At 72.5% G+C, this 16857-nt stretch carries 9 protein-coding genes and 1 rRNA gene; 8 read left to right on the top strand and 2 right to left on the bottom strand.

What is annotated here, in order from left to right:
- Together rrf and ACFVVU_RS32600 are read left to right on the top strand one after the other, a co-directional pair.
- Positions 1-93: ribosomal RNA gene (gene rrf / locus ACFVVU_RS32595) — 5S ribosomal RNA — on the top strand; the annotation flags it as partial.
- Positions 94-188: 95 nt separating this feature from the next.
- Positions 189-1025, top strand: coding sequence for a phosphatase PAP2 family protein (locus ACFVVU_RS32600; protein ID WP_355365239.1), 837 nt, complete (start codon positions 189-191; stop codon positions 1023-1025).
- An 81-nt stretch (positions 1026-1106) separates the two neighbouring features.
- On the opposite strand, the gene ACFVVU_RS32605 is transcribed toward ACFVVU_RS32600, so the two are convergent.
- Both ACFVVU_RS32605 and ACFVVU_RS32610 read right to left on the bottom strand, forming a co-directional pair.
- Complete coding sequence (locus ACFVVU_RS32605; RefSeq protein ID WP_380685960.1) at positions 1107-1670, bottom strand: acetate uptake transporter; 564 nt, start codon at positions 1668-1670, stop codon at positions 1107-1109.
- A gap of 299 nt (positions 1671-1969) precedes the next feature.
- Complete coding sequence (locus tag ACFVVU_RS32610; protein WP_387793748.1) at positions 1970-4528, bottom strand: SpoIIE family protein phosphatase; 2559 nt, start codon at positions 4526-4528, stop codon at positions 1970-1972.
- Positions 4529-5100: 572 nt separating this feature from the next.
- Here ACFVVU_RS32610 and ACFVVU_RS32615 point away from each other — a divergent pair.
- The 6 genes from ACFVVU_RS32615 to pgsA all read left to right on the top strand — a co-directional run bounded on the left by ACFVVU_RS32615 (position 5101) and on the right by pgsA (position 16827).
- Positions 5101-9675 (top strand): HAMP domain-containing protein, encoded by a 4575-nt coding sequence (locus ACFVVU_RS32615; protein WP_387793778.1) that lies wholly within the window; start codon positions 5101-5103, stop codon positions 9673-9675.
- Between the two features lie 344 nt (positions 9676-10019).
- Complete coding sequence (locus ACFVVU_RS32620) at positions 10020-10658, top strand: response regulator (RefSeq protein WP_344332370.1); 639 nt, start codon at positions 10020-10022, stop codon at positions 10656-10658.
- 121 nt (positions 10659-10779) lie between these two features.
- On the top strand, positions 10780-13467 hold the full coding sequence (locus tag ACFVVU_RS32625; protein ID WP_387793749.1) for a DNA translocase FtsK: 2688 nt from the start codon (positions 10780-10782) through the stop codon (positions 13465-13467).
- A 283-nt stretch (positions 13468-13750) separates the two neighbouring features.
- Positions 13751-14623, top strand: a complete 873-nt coding sequence (locus tag ACFVVU_RS32630) for a helix-turn-helix domain-containing protein (protein WP_380685696.1) — start codon at positions 13751-13753, stop codon at positions 14621-14623.
- Between the two features lie 96 nt (positions 14624-14719).
- Positions 14720-16192 (top strand): 30S ribosomal protein S12 methylthiotransferase RimO, encoded by a 1473-nt coding sequence (gene rimO, locus ACFVVU_RS32635; RefSeq protein WP_380685694.1) that lies wholly within the window; start codon positions 14720-14722, stop codon positions 16190-16192.
- Positions 16189-16827 (top strand): CDP-diacylglycerol--glycerol-3-phosphate 3-phosphatidyltransferase, encoded by a 639-nt coding sequence (pgsA, locus tag ACFVVU_RS32640; RefSeq protein WP_380685692.1) that lies wholly within the window; start codon positions 16189-16191, stop codon positions 16825-16827. Before rimO ends, pgsA begins: the two co-directional genes overlap by 4 nt.
- Positions 16828-16857: the final 30 nt, after the last annotated feature.

Consider the following 16857-nt stretch of genomic DNA (forward strand, 5'->3'; position numbering starts at 1 on the left):
ACGCCCGGTTACATTCCGAACCCGGAAGCTAAGCCTCACAGCGCCGATGGTACTGCAGGGGGGACCCTGTGGGAGAGTAGGACGCCGCCGAACAATCATTCCAAAAAGACCCCCTCCGGTTCAGGAGGGGGTCTTTTTGCGTTAACGTCTCCCCACCACATCGGAGCTCGGTGGAGAGGCGCGAACCGTTGCAGAACCTGACCCTGACCTGGCAGTCCGCCGGGGGTACCGCTGTCGCTCTCTACGGCGGCGCGTACGCGGCCGCCCGGGTGCGGCGGACGGGTCTCTCGGCGATCCTGCGGGAGGCCGGCACCCTGCTGGCACTGTTCGCGCTCTGGCAGCTCGTCGGGCGGCTCTCGCTGATGAGCACCGAGCACGCGCTGGACCGGGCGCGCTGGATCCACCGGACGGAGTTGGCGGTCGGGCTGCCCGACGAGGCCTCCTGGCAGGCCGCGGTGACGCCGTACCCGGCGCTGGTGAAGCTGGCGAACTACTACTACGCGTCCATGCACTTCACGGTGATGATCGCGGTGCTGCTCTGGGTCTTCCTGAGACATCGCGAGCGGTACGCGTGGGTGCGGACCACGGTGGTCGTCACGACGGCGGTCTGCCTGGCCGTCCAGTTCCTGCCGGTGGCGCCGCCCCGGATGCTGCCGGAGAACGGGTTCGTCGACGTGGCGGCGGAGTACGGGCAGTCGGTGTACGGCAACGCGGTCGGCGGGGTGGTCAAGGCGGCGCAGCTGTCGGCGATGCCGTCGGTGCACGTGGCCTGGTGCGTGCTGGTGGCGGTCGCGGTGGTGCGGGTGTCGAGGAGTCCGCTGCGCTGGCTGATCGTGCTGCACCCGGTGCTGACGATCACGGTGGTGGTGGTGACGGCCAACCACTTCTGGGCGGACGGTCTGGTCGCGGTGGCGATCCTGCTGCTGGCCTACGCGGCGCAGAGCGGCGTCGCCCGGTGGCGGGCCCGGCGTGCGGGGGACGTCCGGCCGGCGGAGGAGCAGGAGCGGCTGGCCGTTCGCGGCTGAGGGGTGCGGGGGACCGGTGCACGGCATGCCGGTGGGCCGGGCCCCGTGGGGGTAGGGTCCGGCCCACCGGTCTGCCTGCCGTTACTTGACCGGCAGGGCTTCGCGGCCCCACGCGCTGTTGGTCAGCGACGCGGTGGCCCAGTACCAGGCCGCCAGGCCGGAGGCGGCGGCGATCCAGCCGGCCGTCTTGGCGAGGCCGCCGGAGGTGCTGAAGGTCGCGATCGCGGAGAGCACCAGGGAGAGCGTCAGCAGGCCGTAGACGGCACGGCTGAACAGGCCCGCGTTCCAACTGGCCGCGGTCAGGGTGAGGGCGAGCAGGGCCCACAGGAGCAGGAAGAGGCCGGCCGCGTTCTTGCCGGCGCCGGAGGCCGTGGACCAGGTGGCCCAGAAGGCGCCGAGGCCGGTGAAGGCGGTGCCGGTGAAGCCCTCGCCGCCGCGGAACTGCCAGAGGCCCGCGATGAACAGGGTCAGGCCGCCGAGGATGTGGGCGAGGTGGGCCGAGTTCCCGGCGGCGGTGCCGCTGAGAATGCCGGTCGAGAGCAGACCGTAGGCGAGGAGGGTCAGGCCGAGTGCGAGGTAACCGAGGTTACCCGCGTCGGCGCCGGTGGAGCGGGCGTTCAGTGCCCCGGTAGCTTCGTTGCTCACCGGAGGCTCCTTTCACTCATGGGCGCGCGCAGGGCGCAGTGAACGCGGGTGAGTGTCGATGAAGTGAAGGCGCGTGACCGCTCCGGGCGCGCACGGCTGGAGCGTGCGACGGCTGCGGTCCGAATGCTGGGCCAGCGGGAGAGCCGCTGGTCACGTCCCCGCCGGGGGATTCCCCGGTGAGATCGGTGTACCCAGGGTGAGCGGGCTTGTACCCTTGTGAATAGCACATTTTGTGACGGCGTCCGACATGGTTCGGTCAGGCTCGGACAGCCGGAGCGACAGCGGTCGCACCGATGTGCTCAGACGGTTCGTTGGGCCGGCACCCGCAGGGTGAGGATCGCCATGTCGTCGGAGGGCGGCTCCGGGGCGAACCGCTCGACCGCCCGCTGCACGCGCAGTGCGACCGCTCCGGCGGTGAGTCCGGTGCAGCCGGTGAGCACCTCGGCGAGGCCGTCGTCGCCCAGCATCCGGCGGCCCTCGCGGCGTTCGGTGACGCCGTCGGTGACGCAGAGCAGGACCTCGCCGGGGTTGAGCACCAGGCGCTCGGCGGTGAGGTCGAGGTCGTCCATGACACCGAGCAGCGGCTGCGGGGTGGCGGCCCGGTCGACCTGGCCGTCGGTGCGCAGGCGCAGCGGCAGCGGATGGCCGGCGCAGACCAGGGAGAGTTCGGTACTGCCGTCCGGACGGGGTGTCAGTTCCCCGTACAGCAGGGTGAGGAAGCGGCTGCGGGCACCCTCGTCCAGGATGGCGGTGTTGAGCCGGCTGAGGACCTGCGGGGCGTCCAGGCCCTCGCGGGCGAGCAGCCGCAGCGAGTGCCGGGCGAGGCCGGTGACCGAGGCGGCTTCCGGGCCGGTGCCGCAGACGTCGCCGATGGCGAAGCCGTAGGTGCCCTCGCGGATCGGGAAGAGGTCGTAGAAGTCGCCGCCGACCTCGTTGCCCTCCCCGGCGGCCTGGTAGAAGACGTCCACCTCGACGCCGGGGATGTCGGGCAGGTCCGGGGGCAGCAGGCTGCGCTGCAGGGCCTGGCTGGTGGCGGTGCGCTCGGAGTAGAGGCGCGAGTTGTCGAGGGCGAGGGCGGCCCGGCGGGAGAGGTCCTCGGCGAGCTCCAGGACCTCCTGACGGAACCGCACGCCGGCCGCGGTGCCGAGGGCGAGCAGGCCGATCACCCGGTTGCGGGCGGTCAGCGGCAGGACGACGGTCTCGCCGAGCAGGCCGGTGAGGCCGGGTTGGTCGGTGAAGCCGTTGCCGTCGGCGGTGTCGGACGGAGCGTCCCAGAAGCGGGTGCCGTGGGTGGGGCCGGACTCCGGGGCGGGCGTCTTGTCCAGCAGGGCGCGCAGCGGGTCGATGAGGTCCTCGTCCTCGTGCAGGACGAAGGCGAGCGAGGCGGGGGCGCCGTGGTCGCCGTTGGTGTAGACGGCGCACCAGGAGGCGAGGGTGGGGACGGCCATCTGGGCCATCAGGGCGAGCGTCTGCTCGTGTTCGAGGGTGCCGGCCAGCAGGTCGGAGGCCTCGACGAGGAAGGAGAGCGAGCCCCGGCGCAGCCGTTCGAGTTCGGCGAGCCGGGTGGACTCGACGGCCAGGGCGAGCCGGTCGGCGGCGAACTGGAGGCGCAGCGCGTCCTCGTTGTCGTAGCGGCCGGGGGCGCCGGTGGCGATGCCGAGCGAGCCGATCAGCCGGCCCTCGACCTTGAGCGGCACGGTGAGCAGGGAGCGCAGTCCGCTGCCGTCGAGGACGGGCAGGCCGGTGGGCCGGGTGGCGAGGTCCTCGTGCACGGAGGGGAGGCGGGGTGAGTCGTAGCGGTTGCCGGTGTCGACCGGGAAGCGGCTGTGCGGGCGCGGTGCGGCGGGCAGGCCGGTGCTGGCGCGCAGTTCGAACTCGGCCTCGTCCTCGGTGGTGAGCAGCAGGTAGGCGGCGTCGGCGTCGAGGAGGTCGCGGGCGCGTTCGACGGTGTGCTGCAGCAGGGTGTCGAGGTCCTCGCCGGTGCCGAGGCCTGCCAGCAGGTCGAGCCGGGTGCCGGGTTCGCCGCGGTCGCCGGGCAGGGCGCGGGCGGGGGAGCGCAGGACGGCGCGGTCCTCGTCGAGGACGAGCAGGCAGAGCGTGCTGGGGGTTCCGTCGGTGTCGCGCAAGCGGACCTGGACGCCGTAGACGTCGACGGCGGTGCCGTCGGCGCGGCGCAGCGCGTAGCCGCCCTCCCAGCGGGCGAGCCGCAGGACGGCGGAGAGGCCGAGGCCGCCGTCGGCGGGCTGCGGCCAGAGGGCGAGGTCGGCCCAGGGGCGGCCGAGCACGGTGTCGGCGGGGTGCTGGAAGAGGGCTTCGGCGTCGGGGTTCCAGGCGAGCACCCGGCCGTCGTCGTCGAGCTGGACGACGGCGACGTGGACCGGGCCGTTGCTGCGCGGCAGTTCGCCACCGGGGGTGGCGGGCAGGGCGTAGCGGGTGCCGGCGGTGTGCGCGGGCAGGGCGAGCCGGAACCAGACGGTCTTGCGGCCGGAGCCGTACTCGACGCCCCAGCGCTCGGCGAGCGCGGCGCACATCAGCAGGCCGCGGCCGCCCTCGCCGTCGGCGTCGGCGTAGTGGTCGGAGGCGGTGGTGGGGACGTCGGCGAAGCTGGGCAGGCCGCGTTCGGGGTGGTGGTCGGTGACCTCGATCCGGACGGTGCCGTCCTCGCGCAGGCAGCACACCTCGGCGGCGGTTCCGGCGTGCACGACCGCGTTGGTGACGAGTTCGCTGACCAGGACCACGGCGTCGTCGACGACCTCGGGCAGGCCCCACCCCAGTAGGGCGTCCCGGACGAAGGAACGGGCGGCACCGGCCGACCGACCCACGGGTTCGAAGGTGGCGGCTGCGCGCGCGGTGACCACGTTGCCACGTCTCCTCTGCTCTGGCCCTGGCTGTCCGGGGGTGGCGCCGCGTCCCTGGTGCGCGCCGACGGCGTGGGCGGCGGCGCCGGGGGCGGTTGTGGCCCGGTGCAGCGCTCCACCCTACTTTCCGCTTGGTTCCCCGTGGGGGCGGGGAGTCGAAACAGGCACCGGAGGGTGATTCTGCCCACCCGTTTCGGACGGGCCGGTGCCAACCGAGTGCAACCGCGCTTGTACCGGGCGCGAGTGCTGCCAGACTGGGGGGTCCGCGATGTCCGGTCCGAGCAGTACCGTCGTCGTGGGTCCCGGTGGGCCGGACCGGCCGTCGGGACGGTAGCGCCGGGACGGTGCTGCGCGGCGGGCCCCGATGGGCGCGGCCGCGGGCGCCGGACAGTTCACGATCTGGGAGGGGCCCGTTGAGTTCGGCCACCAAGGACGCAACCGGTACGACGCCGCCCGCTCAGCGGGGCGGGCGCCCCGGGGCCGCGCCGCGGAGCGCGGCCGGCCGGCGTGTCAACCACAGCCGCGGCGCCGAGCCGGCCGAGCTGCGCAAGCTGCTGGCCGCGTTGACGGCGATGCGGGACGGAAACTTCCGGCGCCGGCTGACGGTGCCCGGGGACGGTCCGCTGGCGGAGATCGCCGCGGTGTTCAACGAGGTGGCCGAGCGCAACCAGCACCTCACGGGCGAGCTGGCCCGGGTGCGGCGGGCGGTGGGCCGCGAGGGGCGGTTGAACGAGCGGCTGGAGACGGGTGCCGGTGAGGGTGCCTGGATGGCGGCGGTCGACAACTGCAACGCGCTGATCGACGACCTGGCGCGGCCGATGGCCGAGGTGGGCCGGGTGCTGACGTCGATCGCCGAGGGCGACCTCGACCAGAAGATGGAGCTGCGCTCGCTGCACAGCAACGGGGTGAGCCACCCGCTGCGCGGCGAGTACCTGAAGATCGGCCGGACCGTCAACGGGCTGGTGGACCAGCTGTCGGAGTTCACCGACGAGGTGACCCGGGTGGCCCGCGAGGTCGGCACCGAGGGCAAGCTGGGCGGCCAGGCGAAGGTCCGCAGCGTCTCCGGCAGCTGGAAGGACCTCGGGGACTCGGTCAACACCATGGCCGGCCGGCTGACCGCGCAGGTGCGCAACATCGCGCAGGTGACCACCGCGGTGGCCAAGGGCGACCTGTCCCGCAAGGTGACGGTCGAGGTGGCCGGCGAGATGCTGGAGCTGAAGAACACCGTCAACACGATGGTGGACCAGCTGAACGGCTTCGCGGCACAGGTGACCAGCGTGGCCAGGGACGTGGGCACCGAGGGCAGGCTGGGCGGTCAGGCACAGGTGCCGGGCGTCGCCGGCGTCTGGCGCGACCTCACCGATTCGGTGAACTTCATGGCGGACAACCTGACGGGCCAGGTCCGCAGCATCGCCCAGGTGACCACGGCGGTGGCGCGCGGCGACCTCTCGCAGAAGATCGAGGTGGACGCCCGCGGGGAGATCCTGGAGCTGAAGAACACCATCAACACGATGGTCGACCAGCTCTCCGGCTTCGCCGAGCAGGTGACCCGGGTGGCCCGTCAGGTGGGCACCGAGGGCCGGCTCGGCGGGCAGGCGCAGGTGCCGTGGGCGGCCGGCGTCTGGCGGGACCTCACCGACAACGTCAACTTCATGGCGAACAATCTCACCGATCAGGTGCGCAACATCGCGCAGGTGACCACCGCCGTCGCCCGCGGCGACCTCTCGCAGAAGATCCAGGTCGACGCGCTCGGGGAGATCCTGGAGCTGAAGAACACCATCAACACGATGGTCGACCAGCTGGGCGCCTTCGCGGACGAGGTGACCCGGGTGGCCCGGGACGTCGGCACCGAGGGCATCCTCGGCGGCCAGGCGAGCGTGCCGGGGGTGTCCGGCACCTGGAAGGACCTGACCAACAGCGTCAACCTGATGGCCAACAACCTGACCAGTCAGGTCCGCAGTATCGCCGAGGTCACCACGGCGGTGGCCCGGGGCGACGTCTCGAAGAAGATCACCGTCGACGCCCGGGGTGAGATCCTGGAGCTGGTCACCACCGTGAACACCATGGTGGACCAGCTGTCGGCGTTCGCCGACGAGGTCACCCGGGTGGCGCGCGAGGTCGGCACCGAGGGGAACCTGGGCGGCCAGGCCCGGGTGCGCGGGGTGTCGGGCATCTGGAAGGACCTGACCGACAACGTCAACTTCATGGCGTCGAACCTCACCAGCCAGGTGCGGAACATCGCCGAGGTGGCGGCCGCGGTGGCCTCCGGCGACCTCTCCAAGAAGATCACCATCGAGGCCCAGGGCGAGGTCGCGGGGCTGGCCGGAACGCTCAACACCATGGTCGACCAGCTGTCGGCGTTCGCGGTCGAGGTGACCAGGGTGGCCCGCGAGGTGGGCACCGACGGCACCCTGGGCGGCCAGGCGAGCGTGCCCGGCGTGGCCGGGATCTGGAAGGACCTGACCGACAACGTCAACCTGATGGCCAACAACCTCACCGGTCAGGTGCGGAACATCGCGCTGGTGATCACGGCGGTGGCCCGCGGCGACCTGTCGCAGAAGATCGACGTCGACGCGCGCGGTGAGTTCCTGGAGCTCAAGACCAGCATCAACACCATGGTCGACCAGCTGTCGGCGTTCGCCGACGAGGTCACCCGGGTCGCCCGTGAGGTGGGCACCGACGGGCGGCTCGGCGGTCAGGCGCGGGTGCCCGGCGTGGACGGCACCTGGCAGGACCTCACCGAGTCCGTCAACGAGCTGGCCAACAACCTCACCCGGCAGGTGCGTGCGATCGCGCAGGTCGCCACCGCCGTGACCAGGGGCGACCTGTCGCTGCGGATCGACGTGGACGCCGCCGGCGAGCTCGACGAGCTCAAGGACAACATCAACCAGATGATCGCCAACCTGCGCGAGACCACCCGCACCAACCAGGAGCAGGACTGGCTGAAGACCAACCTGGCGCGGATCTCCGGCCTGCTGCAGGGCCGGCGCGACCTGGAGGCGGTGGCCTCGCTGATCATGACCGAGCTCACCCCGGTGGTCTCGGCGCAGCACGGCGCCTTCTTCCTCGCCCAGCCGGCCGGCCGCACCGCCGAGCTGATCACCGAGGACGACGACGAGAACGACACCGTGCTGCGGCTGATCGGCAGCTACGGCTACCAGCGGCGGGCGATGCCGACCACCTTCCGGCCCGGCGAGTCGCTGATCGGCCAGGCGGCGGTGGAGAAGCGGGCGATCATCCTCAAGGAGGCGCCGCCCGGGTACCTGAAGATCGCCTCCGGGCTGGGCGAGGCCTCGCCGGCCCACATCGTGGTGCTGCCGGTGCTGTTCGAGGGCCGGCTGCTGGGCGTGATCGAGCTGGCCACCTTCAGCTCGTTCACCACCGTCGCGCTGGACTTCCTCAACCAGATCGCCGACCTGATCGGCGTCACCGTCAACACCATCAGCGTCAACACCAAGACCGAGGGCCTGCTGCTGGAGTCCCAGCGGCTGACCGCCGAGCTCTCGATGCGGTCGGCCGAGCTGGAGGCGCGCCAGGAGGAACTGGAGCGCACCAACGAGGAGTTGCAGGAGAAGGCCGAGCAACTCGCGCAGCAGAACCGGGACATCGAGATCAAGAACAGCGAGATCGAGGAGGCCCGGCAGGTCCTGGAGGAGCGCGCCGAGCAACTCGCGCTGGCCTCCCGGTACAAGAGCGAGTTCCTGGCCAACATGTCGCACGAGCTGCGCACCCCGCTGAACTCGCTGCTGATCCTGGCCAAGCTGCTGTCCGACAACAACGAGGGCAACCTGTCGCCCAAGCAGGTCGAGTTCGCCGACACCATCCACGGTGCCGGTTCCGACCTGCTCCAGCTGATCAACGACATCCTGGACCTGTCCAAGGTCGAGGCGGGCAAGATGGACGTCCGGCCGGCCCGGATCGCCCTGGTCCAGCTGGTGGACTACGTCGAGGCGACCTTCCAGCCGGTCGCGCTGGACAAGAACCTGGAGTTCGGCGTGCGGGTCTCGCCGGCCCTGCCGGTCACCCTGCACACCGACGAGCAGCGGCTCCAGCAGGTGCTGCGCAACCTCATCTCCAACGCGGTGAAGTTCACCGACACCGGCGCCGTCGACTTCTCGATCAGCCCGGCCGGGAAGGGCGCGCCGCAGCACGTGCGCGAGCAGCTGCTGGAGGCGGGCGCGATCCAGGACCCGGACGACCCGCTGATCGCCTTCACGGTCTCCGACACCGGGATCGGCATTCCCGGCAACAAGCTGCGGGAGATCTTCGAACCGTTCCGGCAGGCCGACGGCACCACCAGCCGCAAGTACGGCGGCACCGGCCTCGGGCTGTCGATCAGCCGGGAGATCGCCCGGCTGCTCGGCGGCGAGATCCACGCCGAGAGCGAGCTGGGCAAGGGCTCGACGTTCACCCTGTACCTGCCGCTGCGCGCCGAGGCGCCGGACGCCGCCGGGCAGGCCGCCGCCGCGCTGCGCGCCTCGGTCGGGGTCACCCCGGCCGGGACCCCGGTGCCGGTGGGCGAGAGCCCGGCCGACCACTGGGCCCAGGAGGTGCGCGAGCTGGTCGAGGTCCGCCGCCGGGGCGCGGTCGAGCGCCGCCGTACGGCGGCCCTGGACGCGCCGGCGGCGGACGACCGCGCGGCCGGGGCCCGCGGGGCCGTCGGCGGCCCCGCCGAGGGGCGCGTGGCCGGGGGCCGGGCGGCGGAGGGGCGGATGCCCGAGGCAGCCCCGGCGGCCCGCCCGTCCGGGCGCAACGACACCCGCTTCGACGGCGAGCAGGTGCTGATCGTCGACGACGACGTCCGCAACGTGTTCGCCCTCACCAGCGTGCTGGAGCAGCACGGCCTGACGGTGCTGTACGCCGAGAACGGCCGCGAGGGCATCGAGATGCTGGAGCAGCACGAGAACGTCGCGCTGGTCCTGATGGACATCATGATGCCGGAGATGGACGGCTACGCGACCACCGAGGCGATCCGCCGGATGCCCCAGTTCGCCGGGCTGCCGATCATCGCGCTGACCGCCAAGGCGATGAAGGGCGACAAGGAGAAGTCCCTGGAGGCCGGCGCCACCGACCACATCACCAAGCCGGTGGAGACCGACCACCTGCTGTCGGTGATGCACGAATGGCTCACCGTCCGGAGGCCCTGAGGGGCCGGAACCGGTGTCCAGCGGGCCGCCGACCCGCCCGAGTGGGGACCGATCGGATGACGGGGGCGTGAATCCCGGAGTACGCTCCGGGATTCACGCCGATGGGGCGCGCGGTTTGCTGGCGGGGAGGGCCGGGAACCGGGTAGGGTCACCGATCGTTGCGAACAGTGACCGAGTGACGACTCGCTGGTGAGCGTACGCCGGGGCACCGACTGCGCGCCGCTCCGGATCCGGACGCGACGGAGCGATGTGCCGGGCGAGGGGGTGCGGCTAGCATGACCGGGGTAGTGGTGGGCAGCACGCGGGTGCCTTCCCCAGGTAGGCAGGCGACAGGAGGGCGCGTCGTGATGCAGAAGGCGAAGATCCTCCTGGTCGACGACCGGCCGGAGAACCTGCTCGCGCTGGAGGCGATCCTCTCGGCGCTGGACCAGACCCTGGTCCGGGCGGCGTCGGGTGAGGAGGCGCTCAAGGCGCTGCTCACGGACGACTTCGCGGTGATCCTGCTGGACGTCCAGATGCCCGGGATGGACGGCTTCGAGACCGCCGCCCACATCAAGCGCCGCGAGCGCACCCGGGACATCCCGATCATCTTCCTCACCGCGATCAACCACGGCCCGCACCACACCTTCCGCGGCTACGCGGCCGGCGCGGTGGACTACATCTCCAAGCCGTTCGACCCCTGGGTGCTGCGCGCCAAGGTCTCGGTCTTCGTCGACCTCTACATGAAGAACTGCCAGCTCAAGGAGCAGGCCGCGCTGCTGCGGCTGCAGCTGGAGGCGAGCGGTGCCGAGCCGGCCATCGGCGGCGCGCTGCTCGGCGAGCTGTCGGCCCGGCTGGCGGCGGTCGAGGAGCAGGCGGAGTCGCTCACCAAGCAGCTGGACGGCACCGAGGACGGCGGGGTGGCGGCCACCGCGGCGCACCTGGAGCGCAAGCTGGCGGGCCTGCGGCGCGCGCTGGACGCGTTGCGCCCCGGCACGGACTGAGCGCGGTCCCACTCGCCCGTCCGGGTGAACCAGAACGGGGTGACGGTGTGTCGGCGACACGTCCCGGGGCCCGGACGCACGACGTGGGCACAGGTCGTGCGCCCCGGTAGGCTGCTGACCCATGGCCACACGTACGCCCGGAAGCGCGGCACGCAACTCGAGTCCGGGACCGTCCAAGAAGGCCGCGGCGAAGGCTCCGGCCAAGCCGCCCGCCAAGAAGGCGGCCGCGAAGAAGGCCGCCCCGGCGAAGAAGACGGCGGCCAAGGCGCCCGCCCCGGCCCCCGCGCCCCGGCCGATACTCTTCCGCGCCGTGCGCGCCGTCTGGCTCGGCATGGCGCACGGCATCGGCGCGGTCTTCCGGGGCTTCGGCGACGGCGCCAAGAACATGGACCCGGCGCACCGCAAGGACGGCATCGGCCTGCTGCTGCTCGCGCTGGCCCTGGTCACCGCCGCCGGCACCTGGTTCAGCCCGCAGGGCTGGCTGGGCGAGGCGGCCACCAACGTGGTCTCCGGCCTGTTCGGCCGGCTCGACGTGCTGGTCCCGTTCCTGCTGGCCGCCGTCGCGGTCCGGCTGATGCGCCACCCGGAGCTGCCGGAGGCCAACGGCCGGATCATGATCGGCCTGACCACCCTGCTGGTCGGTGTGCTCGGCCTGGTCCACATCGGCTGCGGCGCGCCCGTGATGGGCAGCGGCGCGACCCGGATAAGGACGGCCGGCGGGATCATCGGCTGGGCCGCCTCCACGCCGATGATGGCCGCCGCCGGACCGGCCCTCGCGGTGCCGCTGCTCCTGCTGCTGGCCTTCTTCGGCCTGCTGGTCACCACCGCCACCCCGGTCAACCGGATCCCGGAGCGGATGCGCGCGGTGGGCGTCCGGCTGGGTGTGGTCGAACCCGGTCCGCTGGACGAGGCCGGGGGGCGCACGCCGGAGCGCGAACTCTCCAACGAGCCTCCCGAGGACGCCGATCCCTCCGCGCTGCCCTACACGGTGGACACGGACAGTGACGACCCCTCGGACGAGGTGGCCGCCCGCCGGCGCCGCCGCAAGCGCAAGGCGCCCGACGAGGAGCCCGCCGCCGAGCCGGACATGTTCGCCAAGGAGCCGCTGGACCCGTACACCACCCGCAACCTCGCCGCCGGCGCCGCCGCCGACCTGGACGGCGCGCTGGTCTACGGCGTGCCCGCCTCCTCGGCGGTGGCCGACATGATGCACCAGGTGCAGGACCGCACCGCCCCGCCGGAGGAGCCCGCCGTCCCGGCGGCCCGCACCGGCGGATCGGACGGCGGCGCCCCGGACGAGCACGGCCCCGCGCCGGTCCGGATGGAGCAGCTCCAGCTCGCGGCGGGCCTCAGCTACGCCCTGCCCCCGCTCGACCTGCTGGAGCGCGGCGGCCCGGCCAAGGCCCGCAGCGCCCTCAACGACGAGGTGGTGGCCCAGCTCACGTCCACCTTCTCCGAGTTCAAGGTGGACGCCCGGGTGACCGGCTTCACCCGCGGCCCGACGGTCACCCGCTACGAGGTCGAGCTCGGCCCCGCGGTCAAGGTCGAGCGGATCACCGCGCTCGCGAAGAACATCGCGTACGCGGTGGCCAGCCCGGACGTGCGGATCATCAGCCCGATCCCGGGCAAGTCCGCGGTCGGCATCGAGATCCCGAACCGGGACCGCGAGATGGTCAACCTCGGCGACCTGCTGCGCTCGCGCACCGCCGCCGAGGACACCCATCCGATGGTCGTCGGCATGGGCAAGGACGTCGAGGGCCACACCGTGATGGCCAACCTCGCCAAGATGCCGCACATCCTGGTGGCCGGCGCGACCGGCGCGGGCAAGTCCTCCTGCATCAACTGCCTGATCACCTCGATCCTCGCCCGGTCCACCCCGGACGAGGTGCGGATGGTGCTGGTCGACCCCAAGCGGGTCGAGCTGACCGCCTACGAGGGCATCCCGCATCTCATCACGCCGATCATCACCAACCCCAAGAAGGCCGCGGAGGCCCTCCAGTGGGTGGTCCGCGAGATGGACATGCGCTACGACGACCTCGCCGCGTTCGGCTTCCGGCACGTCGACGACTTCAACGCGGCGGTCCGGGCCGGCACCGTCACCCCGCCGCTGGGGAGCGAGCGCGAGCTCACGCCGTACCCGTACCTGCTGGTGATCGTCGACGAGCTGGCCGACCTCATGATGGTCGCCCCGCGCGACGTCGAGGACTCGGTGGTCCGGATCACCCAGCTCGCCCGCGCGGCCGGCATCCACCTGGTGCTGGCCACCCAGCGGCCCTCGGTCGACGTGGTCACCGGTCTGATCAAGGCCAATGTGCCGTCCCGGCTCGCCTTCGCCACCTCGGCGATGGCCGACTCCCGGGTCATCCTGGACCAGCCCGGGGCCGAGAAGCTGATCGGCAAGGGCGACGCCCTGTTCCTGCCGATGGGCGCCAGCAAGCCGATCCGCATGCAGGGCGCGTTTGTCACCGAGGCCGAGATCGCCGCCGTGGTGAAGCACTGCAAGGAGCAGCTGTCCGCCGTCTACCGGGACGACGTGATGGTCGGCGGCGGGCCCAAGAAGGAGATCGACGAGGAGATCGGCGACGACCTGGAGCTGCTGATCCAGGCGGCCGAGCTGGTCGTCTCCACCCAGTTCGGCTCCACCTCGATGCTCCAGCGCAAGCTGCGGGTCGGCTTCGCCAAGGCCGGGCGGCTGATGGACCTCATGGAGTCGCGCGGCATCGTCGGACCGAGCGAGGGCTCCAAGGCCCGCGACGTTCTGGTGAAGCCGGACGAGCTGGACGCGGTGATCGTCACCATCCGTGGCTGAGAGCGGCCCGGCACTGACGGGTGTTCACCCGTTGGGACGGGGGTAGGCGGGCGGTGCGGAACCGATCGGGTGGGCACCGCGTCCCACGATCGACACCGGACGCGCGGGCGGCGGTGCGGGGGTCCCGGGGACGGCGGCCCCCGCACTGACGGGCGGTCAGTGCACGCCCGGCCCCGGGCCGGGGCGGCCGAGCGCATTCGGGCCTGTTCCGCTTGAGAAACGATCCGCCCACGCCCCTAGACTGTTCCCCAGCAGGTGGCCAACCGCTCGAAAGGCGTGCACCGTGACCATCGGCAAGTCCCCCGACCGCGAGAACGCCCCGTCCTCCGCCCAGCCCGCCGGCGCCGCGGAACAGGCGGCCGATGCCCCGAGCATCGGCCGGGTGCTGTCCGCCGCCCGGATCGAGGCCGGACTCACGGTGGACCAGGTGAGCAGTGCCACCCGGGTCCGGGTGCCGATCGTGCACTCCATCGAGGAGGACGACTTCGGCCGGTGCGGTGGCGACTTCTACGCCCGCGGCCACATCCGCGCGATCGCCCAGCTGGTCGGCGTCGACGGCGAGGCGCTGGTCGCCCGCTACGACGACGCGCACGGCGGCTCGCCGGCCTCCAAGCGGCCCACCGAGCTGATCGAGAGCGGCCCGATCAAGGTCCCCGGCCGGGGCCGGCCGAACTGGACGGTGGCGATGGTCGCCGCGATCGTCGCGGTGGTCGGGATCATCGGCTTCAACCTGGTGAACGGGAAGACCGTCCCCGGCACCACCGGCTCGGCCAGCGCCCCGCTGCCCTCCGGCTCCGGCACCGGCTCGGTCGCCCCGGCGGCCCCCGCGTCCACCCCGGCCGTGCAGCCGCCCGCGCCGGCGCCCAGCGCCCCCGCGATCGCCGCCGCCCCCGCCGACAAGGTCACCGTGAAGCTGGTCGCCGAGAAGGACACCAGCTGGGTCTCGGCGGTGGACGGCACCGGGAAGTCGCTGTTCCAGAACAACATCGAGGAAGGCCAGGACCAGACCTTCACCGACCCCAAGCAGATCAAGCTGGTGATCGGCAACGCGGGCGCCGTGCACGTGTACGTCAACGGCAAGGACCTCGGACCGGCGGGCAAGAACGGCCAGGTGGTGCACGTCACGTACACCCCCGGCGACCCGCAGGCGGGCTGATCGCGGGGGTCGGCCGCCCCGGGGCGGAACCGGCCGAACGGGGCGCGCGGCCTCCGGGGCGAACGGCTCCGGCGGTCGCGCGTTAATCTTGGCCCTATGCCTGAACGCCGTACTGTCGCCCTTGTCACGCTCGGATGCGCCCGCAACGAGGTGGACTCCGAGGAACTCGCCGGGCGACTGGAGGCCGACGGCTGGTTGCTCGTGGACGACGCCGCCGAAGCCGACGTCGCCGTCGTCAACACCTGTGGCTTCGTCGAAGCCGCCAAGAAGGACTCCGTCGACGCCCTGCTGGAGGCGAACGACCTCAAGGACCACGGTCGCACCCAGGCCGTGGTCGCGGTCGGCTGCATGGCCGAGCGCTACGGCAAGGAGCTGGCCGAGGCGCTGCCCGAGGCCGACGGAGTGCTCGGCTTCGACGACTACGCCGACATCTCCGACCGTCTGCAGACCATCCTGTCCGGCGGCCACCACGCGCCGCACATCCCGCGCGACCGCCGCAAGCTGCTGCCGCTGAGCCCCGTCGAGCGCCAGGCCGCCGCTGCCGAGGTCGCCGTGCCGGGCCACGGCGCCCCCGAGGACCTGCCGGAGGGCGTCGCGCCCGCCTCCGGGCCGCGCACCCTGCGCAAGCGCCTGGACGACAGCCCGGTCGCCTCCGTCAAGCTCGCCTCCGGCTGCGACCGGCGCTGCTCGTTCTGTGCCATCCCGGCCTTCCGCGGCTCGTTCATCTCCCGCCGCCCCTCCGACGTGCTGCACGAGGCCCAGTGGCTGGCCGAGCAGGGCGTCCGCGAGGTCGTGCTGGTCAGCGAGAACAACACCTCGTACGGCAAGGACCTCGGCGACATCCGGCTGCTGGAGACCCTGCTCGGCGAGGTCGCCGCGATCGACGGCGTCGAGCGGGTCCGGGTCTCCTACCTGCAGCCCGCCGAGATGCGCCCCGGGCTGATCGAGGCGATGACCGGCACCGAGGGCGTGCTGCCCTACTTCGACCTGTCGTTCCAGCACTCCGCGCCGGCCGTGCTGCGCCGGATGCGCCGCTTCGGCTCCACCGACCAGTTCCTGGAGCTGCTCGGCACCATCCGCGGCAAGGCCCCGCAGGCCGGTGCCCGGTCCAACTTCATCGTGGGCTTCCCCGGTGAGACCGAGGAGGACTTCGCCGAGCTGGAACGGTTCGTCACGCACGCCGGGCTGGACGCGATCGGCGTCTTCGGCTACTCCGACGAGGAGGGCACCGAGGCCGCCACCTACGGCGACAAGCTGCCCGAGGACGTGGTGGCCGACCGGCTGGCCCGGCTCAGCCGGCTCGCCGAGGAGATGACCGCCCAGCGGGCCGAGCAGCGGATCGGCACCGAGGTCGAGGTGCTGGTCGAGTCGGTCGACGGCGACCTGGTGGAGGGCCGCGCCGCCCACCAGGCGCCCGAGACGGACGGCCTCACCACGCTCGTCGGCGTCGAGGACCCCGAGGTCGGGCGGTTCTACCGGGCCAAGGTCGTCGCCAGCGAGGGCGTCGACCTGGTCGCCGAGGCGCTGGAGCAGGTGCGGGTCCTCCGGGCACCGGGAGCCGGGGAATGACCCAGGGGCCCGGCGCCCCGACCGCGGCCCACCCGGGCAGGCCGGCGGCCGCGGTGCCCCCGGCGCCGGGGATCTGGAACATCGCGAACGTGCTGACCATGGTCCGGCTGCTGCTGGTCCCGGTCTTCGTCGCGCTGCTCTTCGCCGAGGGCGGCCACGACCCCAAGTGGCGCTCGGTGGCGTGGGCCTCCTTCGCGATCGCGATGATCACCGACCTGTTCGACGGCGAGCTGGCCCGGCGCAAGGGCCTGGTCACCGACTTCGGCAAGATCGCCGACCCGATCGCCGACAAGGCGATCATGGGTGCGGCGCTGATCGGCCTCTCGGTGCTGGGCGACCTGCCGTGGTGGATCACCGTGGTGATCCTGGCCCGCGAGCTCGGCATCACGCTGATGCGGTTCTGGGTGATCCGCTTCGGGGTGATCCCGGCCAGCCGGGGCGGCAAGCTCAAGACGCTCACCCAGGGCATCGCGGTCGGCATGTACGTCCTGGAGCTGACCGGTTGGATGGCCACCGCCCGGGCCCTGCTGATGGGCGTCGCGGTGCTGCTGACCGTCGGCACCGCGCTGGACTACGTGGGGCAGGCCGTGCGGCTGCGCCGGGAGGGCCTGGCGGCGCAACGCCCGCGCGGGTGACACGGCGCGGATCCGGGCCCCGGCCGCTCC

Origin of the sequence: Kitasatospora sp. NPDC057965, assembly GCF_042887135.1 — a bacterium.
In the GTDB taxonomy this organism is placed as follows: Bacteria; Actinomycetota; Actinomycetes; order Streptomycetales; family Streptomycetaceae; genus Kitasatospora.

Excerpts from the sequence above, each read along its gene's own strand:
- ACFVVU_RS32625 (WP_387793749.1), top strand. The coding sequence starts at position 10,780 with ATGGCCACACGTACGCCCGGAAGCGCGGCACGCAACTCGAGTCCGGGA.
- rimO (WP_380685694.1), top strand. The coding sequence starts at position 14,720 with ATGCCTGAACGCCGTACTGTCGCCCTTGTCACGCTCGGATGCGCCCGC.
- ACFVVU_RS32615 (WP_387793778.1), top strand. The coding sequence starts at position 5,101 with ATGCGGGACGGAAACTTCCGGCGCCGGCTGACGGTGCCCGGGGACGGT.
- pgsA (WP_380685692.1), top strand. The coding sequence starts at position 16,189 with ATGACCCAGGGGCCCGGCGCCCCGACCGCGGCCCACCCGGGCAGGCCG.